Below are 14,428 nucleotides of genomic sequence, written 5' to 3'. Positions count from 1 at the left end.
GATTCCACGATCCAGCTTCCCTCGTTCAAGCATCTTTCATCACCCATGCTTATTTTACCATATAAATGCGAAAAAGCCCAGCTATGCTCGACTTTTTCGACAGCCTGAGACGGCTCTGCCAAGCAGAGCCGTCTTTTTTCATTTCGTATTCGTATACGCCGCGATGGCCGCGGAGAGGAACGACGCCGTCCCCGCTCCGAAGCGATCCAGGTTCTCCCGGAAGCGCTGGTCCGCCGTGTACATCTCTCCGAGCCCCACCAGGATCGCGTCCGTGCAGTCGTAGTAGTGTTCCGTGAGGAACGCCTGCCATTCCCGCACCAGCGCCTGCGCCTCCGGCGAGGCCGGGTCCGTGTCCCGCAGGGCCGCCGCCCGGCGGAAGATGTCGTTCATTCCCTCCGCCTGGGCGTCCCATTCCCCGGTATCGGATCGGGCTGCCCGCTCCTGACTCTGACGCCAGGCGTCCGTATCGCCCCAGCGCTCCCGGGCCTCGGCGGCGTACTTCTCCCGGGCGGCGTCGATGTCATGTCTGTCAAAACCTGCAAACTCCATGGTCTGTTCTCCTTTCAGTCTGGCATCCAGCAGGTCCAGCAGCCGGTCCAGACGGTCCCTCTTCATCCGGAGCAGGACCCGCTGGCGCCGCAGGGCCTCTTGTCTGTCATAGTGAGGGTCCGACAGGATCGCCAGGATGTCCTTCAGGGAAAAGTCCAGTTCCCGGAAAAACAGGATCTGCTGCATCCGTTCCACATCGGCCTCCCTGTACCAGCGGTAGCCGGAATCCGCCGCTGTCTCCGGGCAGAGCAGGCCGATCTGGTCGTAGTAGTGCAGCGTGCGCACGCTGACCCCGCAGAGCTTTGCCATTTCACTGATGGATAACCGCATCTGTCTCACCTCGCTTTGGAGTGTACGCCATGACGCAGCGTCAGAGTCAAGAGGGAAAATTAAAATTTTACAGCCGGAGGGACGAGCCCTCCGGCTGCGCGTTTTTCCCCGCATTTTACAGCGTCAGGCCAATGGTCCGCATGACCTCCTCCACCTGACGGGCGGTGTCATCCTCGCCGGGACGGCTGGCCACGATGAGATCCGCGTATCTGGCGTACAGCGGCGTCCGCTGCTCGTAGATCTCCTGGATGGTCATGCCCTGGGGGGCGGCGATGCCTCGGTCCACCAAGTCCTCCGGCATCCGGTCCGTGATCTGAGACAGCGGCGTCTCCAGCCACACCGCCACGCCGTTCTCCTTCAGATGGGCCATGGCCCCCTCCGACAGCACCATGCTGCCGCCGGTGGCGACGACGGTGTTCTCCCGGTCCAGGGTCTCCCCCACCCGGCCCTCAATGGTGAGAAAGGCATCCAGCCCCTCCGTCCGCAGGATCTCCGGCAGCGTCCTGCCGGTGGCCTGGGTGATGAGGTCGTCCACGTCTACAAAATCATATCCCAGACGGTCCGCCAGGGCACGACCCACCGTGCTTTTGCCGGTGCCCGGCATTCCAATAAGGATGATGTTTTTCATAAGTCACGCTCCAGTTCCCAGAAATGTCTCCGCCGCCTGAAACCGGCCGCGATACGGTTGATCCAACAGACATCATTATAAGTATTCCGTGGACAGTTGTCCACGGTCAATTTACACAAAGGGAGGCCGCCAAAGCCCTCCCTGTCAGGCATACCAGTCACTTTCCCGAAAAATTTGACGCAATCTGTTGAAAATGCCAGTTGCGGGACACAGGGAAATCTCATATACTAAAGGTGCGACCTTTAAGGTAGTACCTATGAAAAAATGACTTTGATTGAGGTGACAAAGATGAGCGAACACCCAGCCCAATCCAAGACCATCCGCACACAGCTCCTGGCTGCCATGAAGGAGGGCGAATACGCCTCCTGTGAGCGGCTGCCCCGGGAGAGCGTCCTGGCGGAAAAGCTGGGTATCAGCCGCACGCAGCTGCGGGATATCCTGGCCTCCCTGGAACGTGAGGGCTTCATTACCCGCCGCCACGGCGTCGGCACCATCATCAACCGGCACGTGCTGAACATCCAGACCCGCATGGACATTGAAGTGGAATTCATGGACATGATCCGTCAGAGCGGGAAGAAGCCCGCGGTGGCCTATGTCCGGGTGATGGACGCCCAGGCCGATCAGGAGATCGCGGAGCATCTGCGCATCCCCGAGGGCGCTCCCATCGTCCGGGTGGCCCGTCTGGTGACGGCCGACGGCGTTCCTGCCATCTACTGCGAGGACATGGTGGACAAGTCCAAGGTCCACGGCAGCGCCGCCCTGAAGGACTACAAACTGCCCTTCTTCCACTTTCTCCAGCAGTTCTGCGGCGCCGTCCCCTATCTGGACCTGACGGACGTCCGTCCCGCCCGGGCCGATGAGAAGCTGGCGGAGATCTTCCAGGTGCCCATGGGCACGCCGCTGCTGTTCATGGACGAGGTGGACTACGACATCGACGGCGCGCCGGTGTTCTGCTCCCGGGAGTACTATGTGGACGGCATCATCCGCCACACCGTGGTCCGGAAGAAGCTGTGAGCTTCGTCCCCCGATATCTTAAAACACTTCACATATAACAGGAGGTTCTCTATGAAGAAAGTCGCTGTCATCATGGGCTCCGACTCCGACTGGCCGGTGGTCAAGGCCGCCTGCCAGCAGCTGAAGGAGTTCGGCATCCCCTTTGAGGCCCACATCCTCAGCGCCCACCGCACCCCCGCCCAGGCGGCGGAGTTCGCCAAGGGCGCACGGGCCAACGGCTTCGGTTCGCTGATCTGCGCCGCTGGCATGGCCGCCCATCTGGCGGGTGCCATCGCCGCCAACACCACTCTGCCCGTCATCGGCATCCCCATGAAGGGCGGTGCCATGGACGGACTGGATGCGCTGCTGGCCACCGTCCAGATGCCCAGTGGCATCCCCGTGGCCACCGTGGCGCTGAACGGTGCCAAAAACGCCGCCGTTCTGGCGGCCCAGATCCTGGCCGTCTCCGACGAGGCCCTGGCCGCCCGGCTGGACGAGGCCCGCCAGAAGATGGCCGACCAGATCGCCGCCAAGGAGGCCAAGCTCCAGGCGGAGCTGGCGGAGTGACATTGTAGCACCGTTTTGTTTCTTTAAGCAGAAGTCAAAATTTAAATTTTATATGATTCAGGAGGAGATCATCATGCAGAAGTTAGAGCAGATCTATGAGGGCAAGGCCAAGAAGGTTTACGCCACCGACGATCCCAATCTCGTCATCGTGGACTACAAGGACGACGCCACCGCTCTGGACGGCCTGAAGAAGGGCACCATCGTGGGCAAGGGCGTCATCAACAACCAGATGACCAACCGCCTGATGGCCAAGATGGAGAAGGCCGGCATCCCCACCCACTTCGTCCAGGAGCTGTCCGAGCGGGAGACCCTGGTGAAGAAGGTCTCCATCGTGCCGCTGGAGGTCATCATCCGCAACATCTCCGCCGGTCACTTCGCCTCCCGCTACGGCGTGGAGGAGGGCATCGTGTTCGAGCAGCCCACCATCGAGTTCTCCTACAAGAACGACGATCTCCACGATCCCCTGCTGAACGAGTATCACGCCCTGGCCCTGAAGCTGGCCACCCGTGAGGAGATCAACCTCATCAAGAAGTATTCCTTCGCCGTCAACGATGTGCTGAAGGCCTTCTGGGCCGAGTGCGGCGTCACTCTGGTGGACTTCAAGCTGGAGTTCGGCAAGACCGTCGACGGTACCATCGTCCTGGCTGACGAGATCTCCCCCGACACCTGCCGTCTGTGGGATTCCAAGACCCATGAGAAGCTGGACAAGGACCGTTTCCGCCGGGATATGGGCGGCGTGGAAGACGCCTATTCCGAGGTCATGAAGAGACTGCTTGCCCATGATGCTGACTGATAAGAAGGGGTCGGCCGCCCCTTCCGCGGTCCTGCCGGAGCGCCACATTCATGAGGAATGCGGCGTCTTCGGCGTCTATACCGAGACGCCCACCGACGTGGCCTCTCTGGCTTACTATGCCCTGTACTCTCTCCAGCACCGGGGACAGGAGAGCGCCGGCATCGCCGTCAATGACGATGGTGTGTTCACCTCCTACCGTGACGTGGGACTGGTGAGCGAGGTGTTCCCCGCCGCCCGTCTGGCCTCTCTGGGCACGGGCACCATCGCCGTGGGCCATGTGCGCTACGGCACCACTGGCTCCGACAACAAGCGGAACGTTCAGCCCATTCTGGTGAACCACTACAAGGGCCGCATGGCCCTGGCCCACAACGGCAATCTCACCAACTGCCAGGAGCTGCGCTCCGAGCTGGAGAGCAAGGGTTCCATCTTCCAGACCACCTCCGACTCCGAGGTCATCGCCTACATCATCGTCCAGGAGCGGCTAAAGTGCCCCTCCATTGAGGCCGCCGTGGCCGCCGCCATGGACCGCATCGAGGGCGCTTACTCCCTGGTGCTGTCCTCCCCCACCAAGCTCATCGCCGCCCGGGACCCCCACGGCTTCCGGCCTCTGTGCATGGGCCGTCTGAAGGACGGCAGCGTGGTGTTCGCCTCCGAGTCCTGCGCCCTGGACGCCATCGGCGCCCGGTTCGAGCGGGACATCCTCCCCGGCGAGATCGTGGTGGTGGACAAGACCGGCGTGAAATCCGACACCTCCCACTGCGGGAAGGCGGAGAAAAAGCTCTGCGTCTTTGAGTTCATCTACTTCGCCCGGCCGGACTCCGTCATCGACGGCAGCTCCGTCCATGTGGCCCGCCAGCGGGCCGGCGCCTTCCTGGCCCTGGAGCATCCCGTCCAGGCGGACGTGGTGGTGGGCGTGCCCGACTCCGGTCTGGACGCCGCTCTGGGCTATTCCCGGCAGTCCGGCATCCCCTACGGCATGGGCTTCATCAAGAACAAGTACATCGGCCGCACCTTCATCTCCCCCACCCAGGCCATGCGGGAGAATGAGGTCAACATCAAGCTGAACCCCATCCGCTCCGTGGTGGAGGGCAAGCGGGTGGTCCTCATCGACGACTCCATCGTCCGGGGCACCACCTGCCGCCGCACCATTGATCTGCTGCGGAAGGCCGGCGCCAAGGAGATCCACATGCGGGTCAGCGCCCCGCCCTTCGTCTCCGAGTGCTACTACGGCACCGACATCGACGACAAGAACAAGCTCATCGCCAACCATCACACCGTGGAGGAGATCGCCAAGATCATCGGCGTGGACTCCCTGGGCTATCTGAGCCTGGAGGACGTGGTGAAGCTGGCGGACAACACCAAGGGCGGCTTCTGCACCGCCTGCTTCGGCGGCGGCTATCCCACTGCCATTCCCAAGGACGGCGGCAAGGACCGCTTCGAGAGCAAGATCAGTGAGAATCATGGAGGGAAGAAGGATGCGTAGTTTTTCCGAGAGTTACCGCGCCGCCGGCGTCAACATTGAGGCCGGTTACGAGGGCGTGAAGCTGATGAAACAGCACGTGGAGCGCACGATGATCCCCGGCGTGGTGTCCGATATCGGCGGCTTCGGCGGACTGTTCGCCCCGGACTTCGCCGGGATGCAGGAGCCGGTGCTGGTGTCCGGCACCGACGGCGTGGGCACCAAGCTCCGCATCGCCCAGCTGCTGGACAAGCACGACACCGTGGGCATCGACTGCGTGGCCATGTGCGTCAACGACATCATCTGCTGCGGCGCAAAGCCCCTGTTTTTCCTGGACTACATCGCCATCGGCAAGAACGAGCCGGAGAAGGTGGCCACCATCGTCTCCGGCGTGGCGGAGGGCTGCGTCCAGGCGGGCTGCGCCCTCATCGGCGGAGAGACCGCCGAGCATCCCGGCATGATGCCCGCCGACGACTACGATCTGGCCGGCTTCTCCGTGGGTCTGGTGGACAAGGCGAAGGTGGTGGATCACAGCGCCATGCAGGCCGGCGACGTGGTGCTGGCCCTGCCCTCCTCCGGCATCCACTCCAACGGCTACTCCCTGGTTCGGAAGATCTTCAACGTGGAGCATGCCAACCTGAACATGTACTGCGAGGACCTGGGCCAGACCCTGGGCGAGGCCCTGCTGACTCCCACCCGCATCTATGTGAAGCCCGTGCTGGCGGCCATCGCCGCGGCGGAGGTCCACGGCATCAGCCACATCACCGGCGGCGGCTTCTATGAGAACATTCCCCGCTCCATCCCCGACGGCCTGTGCGCCAAAATTGAGAAGGCCGCCGTTCAGACGCCCCCCATCTTCAAAATGCTCCAGTCCACCGGCAACGTGCCGGAGCGGGACATGTTCAACACCTACAACATGGGCGTGGGCATGACCGTCATCGTCTCCAAAGACACCGCCGGCAAGGCGCTGGACGCCCTGAAGGCCAACGGCTGCGAGGCCTACGTCCTGGGTGAGATCGTCACCGGAGAGGACAAGGTGGCCATATGCTGAGCCGCATCGCCGTCCTGGTCTCCGGCGGCGGCACCAACCTGGAGCATCTGCTGCTGGCCCAGGAGGCCGGGCACATCCGCCACGGGGAGATCGTCCTGGTGGTGTCCAACAACCCCGGCGCCTACGCCCTGGAGCGGGCGAAGAACCACGGCGTCCCCGGCGTCTGCGTCCTCAAGAAGGGCGTCAGTCAGGCGGACTTTGAGGCCGCCCTCACCCGGGAGCTGGAGGCCCGCGATGTGGACATGATCGTCCTGGCCGGCTTCCTGTCCATCCTGTCGGCGGACTTCGTCCGCCGGTGGCCGGACCGCATCCTGAACATCCATCCCTCCCTGATCCCCTCCTTCTGCGGCAAGGGCTTCTATGGACTGAAGGTCCACGAGGCGGCCCTTGCCAAGGGCGTCAAGGTCACCGGCGCCACCGTCCACTTCGTCAACGAGGTCCCCGACGGCGGCCGCATCCTGCTGCAAAAGGCGGTGGAGGTGCTGCCGGACGACACGCCGGAGGTCCTTCAGAAGCGGGTCATGGAGCAGGCGGAATGGGTCCTGCTGCCCCAGGCGGCGGAGCTGGTGGCCGCCCAACTCGTCAAGGAAAAGGAGAATGCGTGATGAACGTCTATGAGATCGGCTCTCTTGCCGAAAAGCTCCGGTCCAATTCCTATCCCGGCCGGGGCATCGTGCTGGGCATGACGCCCGACGGAAAGCAGTCCGTGGCCGCGTACTTCATCATGGGCCGCAGCGAGAACAGCCGCAACCGGGTCTTCATCCAGGAGCCCGACGGCATCCGCACGGAGGCCTACGATCCCTCCAAGCTGGAGGATCCCAGCCTGATCATCTACCATCCCGTCCGGGAGGTGGGCCGTGGCCTCATCGTCACCAACGGCGACCAGACCGACACCATCCTAGAGTTTCTGGAGCGGGGCCTTCCCATGGAGCAGGCCCTGCGGACTCGTGAGTTCGAGCCGGACGGCCCCAACTGGACCCCCCGCATCTCCGGCCTGCTGAGCCCCGACGGCAGCTACAAGCTGTCCATCCTGAAGTCCGCCGACCCGGAGGGCTCCGCCTGCGCCCGCCAGACCTTCGAGTATCCCGCCCTCCCCGGCGTGGGCCACTTCCTGCACACCTATGTGTGCAACGGCAGCCCCATCCCCACCTTCCAGGGGGAGCCGGAGCGGGTGGCCATCGGCGGCGACATGGACGCCTTCACCGATGAGCTGTGGTCTAGCCTGGACGCTGACAACAAGATCTCCCTCTTTGTGCGCTACACGGATCTGGAGACCCGGACCTTCCGGCAGCGCATCCTCAACAAACATCAGTAATTGGTAAGGAGCATCCGAAATGAAGGAACTGGAACTGAAATACGGCTGCAACCCCAATCAGAAGCCCGCCCGCGTCTTCCTGCGGGACGGCGCTGAGCTGCCCATCACGGTCCTCAACGGCCGCCCGGGCTATATCAACCTGCTGGACGCCCTGAACTCCTGGCAGCTGGTAAAAGAGCTGAAGGAGGCCACCGGCCTGCCCTCCGCCGCCAGCTTCAAGCACGTCTCCCCCGCCGGCGCCGCCGTAGGCCTGCCCCTCAGCGATGAGGACCGGAATATCTACTTCGTGGAGGAGGGCGCGGAGCTGAGCCCCATCGCCTGTGCCTACATCCGGGCCCGGGGCGCCGACCGCCTGTGCTCCTACGGCGACTGGGCGGCCCTGTCCGACACCTGTGACGCCGCCACGGCGCTGTATCTGAAGGGCGAGGTGTCCGACGGCGTCATCGCCCCCGGCTACACCGACGAGGCGCTGGAGATCCTGAAGACCAAGAAAAAGGGCGGCTACAACGTGGTACAGATCGACCCCGATTACGTCCCCGCCGCGGTGGAAACCAAGGACGTGTTCGGCGTCACCTTTGAGCAGGGCCGCAACAACTACCGCATCGACGCCTCTCTGCTGGACAACATCGTCACGGAGAATCACGATCTGCCCGACAGCGCTAAGACTGACATGATCGTGGCCCTCATCACCCTGAAATACACCCAGTCCAACTCCGTCTGCTACGTGAAGGACGGCCAGGCCATCGGCGTGGGTGCCGGCCAGCAGAGCCGCATCCACTGCACCCGTCTGGCGGGCCAGAAGGCGGACAACTGGTGGATGCGCCACCATCCCAAGGTCATGGGCCTCCAGTTCGTGGACGGCATCCGCCGCCCGGACCGGGACAACGCCATCGACATCTACACCTCCGACGAGTACGAGGACATTCTGGCGGACGGCGTGTGGCAGAATACCTTCAAGGTGAAGCCCGAGGTGCTGACCGCCGAGGAGAAAAAGGCGTGGATCGCCACCCAGTCCGGCGTCACCGTGGGCAGCGACGCGTTCTTCCCCTTCGGCGACAACGTGGAGCGGGCCCGGAAGAGCGGCGTGCAGTACATCGTGGAGCCCGGCGGAAGCATCCGGGACGACCACGTCATTGCCACAGCCAACAAGTACGGCATCACTATGTGCTTCACGGGGATGAGATTGTTCCACCACTAAAAGAATTAGGAATTAGGAATGAGGAGTTAAGAATTGAGGGAGAACGAGATCCGGAGCAAGAGTCTGGCGTTTGCGAAACGGATTGTGCTGGTCTATCGGTATCTGTGCGATGAAAAGAAGGAATTCGTCCTCTCCAAGCAGCTCCTTCGCAGCGGCACCAGTATCGGCGCGAATATTGCGGAAGCGCAGTATGGAAGCAGCCGGAAGGATTTTCTGAACAAGCTGTATATCGCGCTGAAAGAATGCGCCGAGACACTTTATTGGCTGGAACTTCTCTTCTCCTGCGATGATCTGACTTCCGCTGAATATCAATCCCTCTATCAGGATTGCGAAGAGCTTCGCAGACTTCTCTCGTCTATCACCAAATCCGTTCGTGATGGAACAATTCCTAATTCCTAACTCCTAATTCCTAATTGAGAAGAAAGGGTTGTGACAAGATGAATCTTCTGGTCGTCGGCGGCGGTGGCCGCGAACACGCCATTATCAAGAAATTAAAAGAGAACCCGGCGGTGGAGACCATCTACGCCCTGCCGGGCAACGGCGGCATCGCCCAGGACGCGGTCTGCGTCCCGGAGATCGGCGCCAAAGATATTCCCGCCATCGTGGACTTCGCCAAGTCCCACGCCATTGATTTCGCAGTGGTGGCCCCGGACGATCCCCTGGCTCTGGGCTGCGTGGACCGGCTCCATGAGGCGGGCATTCCCTGCTTCGGCCCTGACGCCAAGGCCGCCCGCATTGAGAGCAGCAAGGTGTTCTCCAAAAACCTGATGAAAAAATACGGCATCCCCACCGCCCGCTACGAGGTCTTCGACGATCCCGCCAAGGCGCTGGCGTATCTGAAGGACGCCTCCTTCCCCATCGTCATCAAGGCCGACGGCCTGGCCCTGGGCAAGGGCGTGCTGATCCCCCAGAACCTCCAGGAGGCGGAGGACGCCGTGAAGACTATCATGGAGGACAAGGTCTTCGGCGCCTCCGGCAACGAGATCGTGGTGGAGGAGTTCCTCACCGGACCGGAGGTGTCCGTTCTGGCCTTCACCGACGGCACCGCCATCGCCCCCATGGTGTCCTCCATGGACCACAAGCGGGCCGGGGACGGCGACACCGGCCTCAACACCGGCGGCATGGGCACCGTGGCCCCCAACCCCTGCTACACCCCGGAGATCGCCCAGGTGTGCATGGACACCATCTTCCTGCCCACCCTGGCGGCCATGCGGGCCGAGGGCTGCCCCTTCCAGGGCTGCCTGTACTTCGGCCTGATGCTGACCCCCGACGGCCCCAAGGTCATCGAGTATAACTGCCGCTTCGGCGACCCGGAGACCCAGGTGGTTCTGCCCCTGCTGAAGACCGACCTGCTGACCGTCATGCAGGCAGTGGAAAACAGGACCCTGGGCGACCTGAAGGTGGAATGGCACGATGGTGCCGCCGCCTGTGTCATTCTGGCCTCCGGCGGCTATCCCAGCCACTATGAGAAGGGCAAGGTCATAACCTTCCCCGCCTCCCTGCCGGAGAACGTCACCGTCTATCACGCCGGCGACAAGCTGACGGAGAGCGGTGAGCTGGTCACCAACGGCGGACGGGTTCTGGGCGTCACCGCCTCCGCTCCCACGCTGAAAGAGGCGCTGAAGGACGCCTACGCCGCCGCGGCGACCATCCATTTTGAGGGCGCCTACATGCGTCACGACATTGGCCGCCGCGCGCTGGCCGCATTGGAGGAACGATAAATGGTAAGACGGATCTATGTAGAGAAAAAACAGGGTCTGCGCCAGGAGGCAGCCGGTCTTCTCAATGAGCTGCGCTCTCTGCTGGGCATCACCGCCCTGACGGGCCTGCGGGTCCTGAACCGCTACGACGTGGAGGGTCTGGACGAGGAGACCTTCCAGCGGGCGGTGCGGACGGTGTTTTCCGAGCCCCAGGTGGACGACGCCTGTGAGGAGCTGCCCGCCAATGAAGGCCCCGTGTTCGCCGTGGAGTATCTGCCCGGCCAGTTCGACCAACGGGCCGACTCCGCCAGCCAGTGCATCCAGCTGATGACCCAGGCGGACCGTCCCGCGGTCCGCACGGCCAAGGTCTACCTGCTGGAGGGTGCGGTGTCTCCGGAGGACGTGGAGAAGATCAAGCGGTACGTCATCAACCCCGTGGAGGCCCGGGAGGCGTCTCTGGACGCCGTGGAGACCCTGCACGTGGAGTACGACGTGCCCACCACCGTTGAGACCATCACCGGCTTCATCTCCCTGGACGAGGCGGGCCTGGCCGCCCTGCTGGACAAGCTGGGCCTGGCCATGGATTTGGACGACCTGAAATTCCTTCAGGCCCACTTCCGGGACGACGAGCACCGGGACCCCACCATCACGGAGGTCCGTGTGGTGGACACCTACTGGTCCGACCACTGCCGCCACACCACCTTCTCCACCCACATCGACTCCGTGGAGATCCTGGACCCGGAGGTGAAGGCCGCCTATGACCGCTATCTCACCGCCCGGGAGGCCGTCTACGGTGCGGAGAAGGCCGCCGTCCGGCCCCAGACCCTGATGGACATGGCCACCATCGGCGCCAAGGCGCTGAAAAAGCAGGGTCTGCTCCAGAATCTGGACCAGAGCGAGGAGATCAACGCCTGCTCCATCCACGTCACCGCCACGGTGGACGGTGAGAAGCAGGACTGGCTCCTGATGTTCAAGAACGAGACCCACAACCATCCCACGGAGATCGAACCCTTCGGCGGAGCCGCCACCTGCATCGGCGGCTGCATCCGGGATCCCCTGTCTGGCCGGGCCTACGTCTATCAGGCCATGCGTCTCACCGGCTGCGGCGATCCCCGCACGCCGGTGGCGGACACCATCCCGGGCAAGCTGCCCCAGCGGAAGCTGGCCCAGACCGCCGCGGCGGGCTATTCCTCCTACGGCAACCAGATTGGCCTTGCCACGGGCATCGTCTCCGAGGTCTATCACCCCGGCTATGTCGCCAAGCACCTGGAGGTCGGCGCCGTGGTAGGCGCCGCCCCCGCTGAGAATGTGGTCCGGGAGCGTCCCGCCCCCGGCGACGTGGTGATCCTGCTGGGCGGCCGCACCGGCCGTGACGGCATCGGCGGCGCCACCGGCTCCTCCAAGAGCCACAACCGCAAGTCCCTGGTGACCATGGCCTCCGAGGTCCAGAAGGGCAACGCCCCGGAGGAGCGGAAGATCCAGCGCCTGTTCCGGGACGGCAGCGTCACCAAGCTCATCAAGCGCTGCAACGACTTCGGCGCCGGCGGCGTGTCCGTGGCCATCGGCGAGCTGGCCGACGGTCTGGACATCGATCTGGACAAGGTCCGGAAGAAGTATGAGGGCCTGGACGGCACCGAGCTGGCCATCTCCGAGAGCCAGGAGCGCATGGCCGTGGTGGTCTCCCCCGCCGACGCCCAGGCCTTCATCGATGCCGCGGAGCGGGAGAATCTGGAAGCCTACCGTGTGGCCGTTGTCACCGAGAGCCCCCGGATGGTCATGCGCTGGCAGGGCCACGTCATCGTGGACCTGAGCCGCGCCTTCCTGGACACCAACGGCGCTGTGAAGCACACCACCGTGTCCGTGCCGGAGACCCGCCGCCCGCTGGGCTTCGCGGGCGAGGGCGATCTGCGGACGGTGGCCGCCAGCCTGAAGTCCGCCTCCCGCCGGGGTCTGGCCGAGCGGTTCGACGCCACCATCGGCGCCGGTTCCGTGCTGATGCCCTTCGGCGGCAAAACCCAGCGCACCCCCGCCCAGTCCATGGCGGCGCTGCTGCCGGTGCTGCCGGGCCAGGAGACGGACACCTGCTCCGTCATGGCCTGGGGCTTCGATCCGGAGTGGATGAGCGCCGATCCCTACACCGGCGCCCAGGCCAGCGTCATCACCTCCGTGGCGAAGCTGGTGGCCGCGGGCTGCGACTATCACGACGCCTATCTCACCTTCCAGGAGTACTTTGAGAAGCTGCGGGAGGACCCCGCCCGCTGGGGCAAGCCCTTCTCCGCCCTGCTGGGCGCGCTGGACGCCCAGCTCTCTCTGGAGATCGCCGCCATCGGCGGTAAGGACTCCATGTCCGGCTCCTTCCTGGATCTGGACGTGCCTCCCACGCTGGTCTCCTTCGCCATCGCCCCCTCCACGGCGGACAAGGTGCTCTCTCCCGAGTTCAAGGAGGCGGGTCATCCCGTCTACCTGTTCGGCACCGGCTCCTTCGGCGATTACGCCGCCTGCCGCGGCGCCTGGGAGTCCTTCCAGGCCCTCTGTGCCCAGGGCAAGGTGAAGGCCGCTTGGGCCGTGGAAAACGGCGTGGCCGAGGCCGTCATGAACATGTCCTTCGGCAACCGCGTGGGCTTTGCCGCTGCGCCGGAGGCCGGCGCCCCCTGGTACGGCTCCTGCCCCGGCATGATCGTGGCGGAGCTGACGGAGGCGGTCTCCGAAGGCACCCTCATCGGCCATACCACCTCCGAGCCGGTCATCTCCATCGGCGGCGACAGCGCCTCCATTGACGAGCTGCTGTCCCTCAATGAAGGCGTTCTGGAGGATGTGTATCCCAACCGCACTCCGGCGGATCAGTCCCCTGTCCCCGTGCTGGAGGCCCCCGCCTTCACCCGGGCCGCCCCCAAGGTGGGCATCGCCCGTCCCAAGGTGTTGATCCCCGTGTTCCCCGGCACCAACTGCGAGTATGACAGCGCCCAGGCCGTCTCCCGAGCCGGTCTGATCCCGGAGATCCTGGTGCTGAACAACCAGTCCGCCGCGGGCGTGGCGGCCTCCGCCGCCCGGTTCGCCGCCGCGGCCCGGGACAGCCAGATCATCTTCGTCCCCGGCGGCTTCTCCGGCGGCGACGAGCCCGACGGCTCCGGCAAGTTCATCACCGCCTTCTTCCGCAACCCCTCGGTGAAGGACGCCACCATGGACCTGCTGAACGGCCGGGACGGCCTGATGCTGGGCATCTGCAACGGCTTCCAGGCCCTGATCAAGTTGGGTCTGGTGCCCTACGGCGAGATCCGGGACACCGACGAGACCTGCCCTACCCTGACCTACAACGTCATCGGCCGCCATCAGTCCAAGATCGTCCGCACCCGCATCGCCTCCAACCGCTCTCCGTGGCTGGCCAAGGTGAACGTGGGCGACGTGGTCAGCGTGCCCATCTCCCACGGCGAGGGCCGGTTCCTGTGCTCTGAGGAGCTGCTGGCGAAGCTGGCGGAGAACGGCCAGATCGCCACCCAGTACGTGGATCTGGACGGCGCGCCCACCATGGACGTGGACTTCAACCCCAACGCCTCCGTCTGGGCCGTGGAGGGCATTACCTCTCCCGACGGCCGGGTCCTGGGCAAGATGGGCCACGCCGAGCGCGTGGGCCGGGAGTTGTACCGCAACGTCCCCGGCGACTATGACCTCCATCTGTTCGAGTCCGCCAAGGCGTACTTCGATATCTGACGCCCTGCTTCCGCGGGGGGGGGGGGGGGGGGGGGGGGGGGGGGGGGGGGGGGGGGGGGCGGCGGGGGTGGGGGGGGGGGGGGGGGGGGGGCGGGGGGTGGTTTGGTGTTTGTTTTGTCAAATAAATATGTTTTTAA

The 14,428-nt window shown here is 64.2% G+C and carries 13 protein-coding genes; 11 read left to right on the top strand and 2 right to left on the bottom strand.

Going from position 1 to position 14,428, the window contains the following annotated elements:
- Window positions 1–138 precede the first annotated feature (138 nt).
- Window positions 139–879: a MerR family transcriptional regulator gene (locus ACTNBU_RS11020; protein ID WP_441033932.1), complete on the bottom strand. Its 741-nt coding sequence runs from the start codon at window positions 877–879 to the stop codon at window positions 139–141.
- Window positions 880–994: 115 nt separating this feature from the next.
- Window positions 995–1,507, bottom strand: a complete 513-nt coding sequence (locus ACTNBU_RS11015) for a shikimate kinase (RefSeq protein ID WP_441033931.1) — start codon at window positions 1,505–1,507, stop codon at window positions 995–997.
- 288 nt (window positions 1,508–1,795) lie between these two features.
- On the opposite strand from ACTNBU_RS11015, the gene ACTNBU_RS11010 reads away from it, so the two are divergent.
- The 11 genes from ACTNBU_RS11010 to ACTNBU_RS10960 all read left to right on the top strand — a co-directional run bounded on the left by ACTNBU_RS11010 (window position 1,796) and on the right by ACTNBU_RS10960 (window position 14,291).
- Entirely contained in the window at window positions 1,796–2,521 is a 726-nt protein-coding gene (locus tag ACTNBU_RS11010) for a GntR family transcriptional regulator (RefSeq protein ID WP_441033929.1), read from the top strand.
- A gap of 51 nt (window positions 2,522–2,572) precedes the next feature.
- A complete protein-coding gene (gene purE, locus ACTNBU_RS11005; RefSeq protein ID WP_441033928.1) occupies window positions 2,573–3,067 on the top strand; it encodes a 5-(carboxyamino)imidazole ribonucleotide mutase in 495 nt (164 codons plus the stop codon).
- A 73-nt stretch (window positions 3,068–3,140) separates the two neighbouring features.
- On the top strand, window positions 3,141–3,860 hold the full coding sequence (gene purC / locus ACTNBU_RS11000; protein ID WP_441033926.1) for a phosphoribosylaminoimidazolesuccinocarboxamide synthase: 720 nt from the start codon (window positions 3,141–3,143) through the stop codon (window positions 3,858–3,860).
- Window positions 3,847–5,343 (top strand): amidophosphoribosyltransferase, encoded by a 1,497-nt coding sequence (gene purF, locus ACTNBU_RS10995; protein WP_441033924.1) that lies wholly within the window; start codon window positions 3,847–3,849, stop codon window positions 5,341–5,343. Before purC ends, purF begins: the two co-directional genes overlap by 14 nt.
- On the top strand, window positions 5,336–6,370 hold the full coding sequence (gene purM / locus ACTNBU_RS10990) for a phosphoribosylformylglycinamidine cyclo-ligase (RefSeq protein ID WP_441033923.1): 1,035 nt from the start codon (window positions 5,336–5,338) through the stop codon (window positions 6,368–6,370). Before purF ends, purM begins: the two co-directional genes overlap by 8 nt.
- Entirely contained in the window at window positions 6,364–6,975 is a 612-nt protein-coding gene (purN, locus tag ACTNBU_RS10985) for a phosphoribosylglycinamide formyltransferase (RefSeq protein WP_441033921.1), read from the top strand. The genes purM and purN overlap by 7 nt, the downstream gene beginning before the upstream one ends.
- On the top strand, window positions 6,975–7,685 hold the full coding sequence (locus ACTNBU_RS10980) for an IMP cyclohydrolase (RefSeq protein WP_441033919.1): 711 nt from the start codon (window positions 6,975–6,977) through the stop codon (window positions 7,683–7,685). The genes purN and ACTNBU_RS10980 overlap by 1 nt, the downstream gene beginning before the upstream one ends.
- A gap of 19 nt (window positions 7,686–7,704) precedes the next feature.
- The gene (locus ACTNBU_RS10975) at window positions 7,705–8,883 is read left to right on the top strand and encodes a phosphoribosylaminoimidazolecarboxamide formyltransferase (protein WP_441033917.1); all 1,179 of its coding nucleotides are present in this window, start codon (window positions 7,705–7,707) and stop codon (window positions 8,881–8,883) included.
- 33 nt (window positions 8,884–8,916) lie between these two features.
- Window positions 8,917–9,282 (top strand): four helix bundle protein, encoded by a 366-nt coding sequence (locus ACTNBU_RS10970; RefSeq protein ID WP_441033916.1) that lies wholly within the window; start codon window positions 8,917–8,919, stop codon window positions 9,280–9,282.
- 38 nt (window positions 9,283–9,320) lie between these two features.
- Window positions 9,321–10,604 carry a phosphoribosylamine--glycine ligase gene (gene purD, locus ACTNBU_RS10965; protein WP_441033914.1) on the top strand — a complete coding sequence of 428 codons (1,284 nt, stop codon included), beginning with the start codon at window positions 9,321–9,323 and terminating at the stop codon, window positions 10,602–10,604.
- Window positions 10,605–14,291: a phosphoribosylformylglycinamidine synthase gene (locus ACTNBU_RS10960; protein ID WP_441033913.1), complete on the top strand. Its 3,687-nt coding sequence runs from the start codon at window positions 10,605–10,607 to the stop codon at window positions 14,289–14,291.
- Window positions 14,292–14,428 lie beyond the last annotated feature (137 nt).

Source organism: Dysosmobacter sp. HCP28S3_G4 (genome assembly GCF_052065175.1).
Lineage (GTDB): Bacteria > Bacillota > Clostridia > Oscillospirales > Oscillospiraceae > Oscillibacter.
The sequence above is the reverse complement of the archived record's forward strand: the minus strand, read 5'-3'. Positions and strand labels throughout refer to the sequence as shown.

Excerpts from the sequence above, each read along its gene's own strand:
- ACTNBU_RS11010 (WP_441033929.1), top strand. The coding sequence starts at position 1,796 with ATGAGCGAACACCCAGCCCAATCCAAGACCATCCGCACACAGCTCCTG.
- purD (WP_441033914.1), top strand. The coding sequence starts at position 9,321 with ATGAATCTTCTGGTCGTCGGCGGCGGTGGCCGCGAACACGCCATTATC.
- ACTNBU_RS10980 (WP_441033919.1), top strand. The coding sequence starts at position 6,975 with ATGAACGTCTATGAGATCGGCTCTCTTGCCGAAAAGCTCCGGTCCAAT.
- ACTNBU_RS10975 (WP_441033917.1), top strand. The coding sequence starts at position 7,705 with ATGAAGGAACTGGAACTGAAATACGGCTGCAACCCCAATCAGAAGCCC.
- ACTNBU_RS11020 (WP_441033932.1), bottom strand. The coding sequence starts at position 879 with ATGCGGTTATCCATCAGTGAAATGGCAAAGCTCTGCGGGGTCAGCGTG.
- purE (WP_441033928.1), top strand. The coding sequence starts at position 2,573 with ATGAAGAAAGTCGCTGTCATCATGGGCTCCGACTCCGACTGGCCGGTG.
- purF (WP_441033924.1), top strand. The coding sequence starts at position 3,847 with ATGATGCTGACTGATAAGAAGGGGTCGGCCGCCCCTTCCGCGGTCCTG.
- purN (WP_441033921.1), top strand. The coding sequence starts at position 6,364 with ATGCTGAGCCGCATCGCCGTCCTGGTCTCCGGCGGCGGCACCAACCTG.
- purM (WP_441033923.1), top strand. The coding sequence starts at position 5,336 with ATGCGTAGTTTTTCCGAGAGTTACCGCGCCGCCGGCGTCAACATTGAG.
- purC (WP_441033926.1), top strand. The coding sequence starts at position 3,141 with ATGCAGAAGTTAGAGCAGATCTATGAGGGCAAGGCCAAGAAGGTTTAC.
- ACTNBU_RS10960 (WP_441033913.1), top strand. The coding sequence starts at position 10,605 with ATGGTAAGACGGATCTATGTAGAGAAAAAACAGGGTCTGCGCCAGGAG.
- ACTNBU_RS11015 (WP_441033931.1), bottom strand. The coding sequence starts at position 1,507 with ATGAAAAACATCATCCTTATTGGAATGCCGGGCACCGGCAAAAGCACG.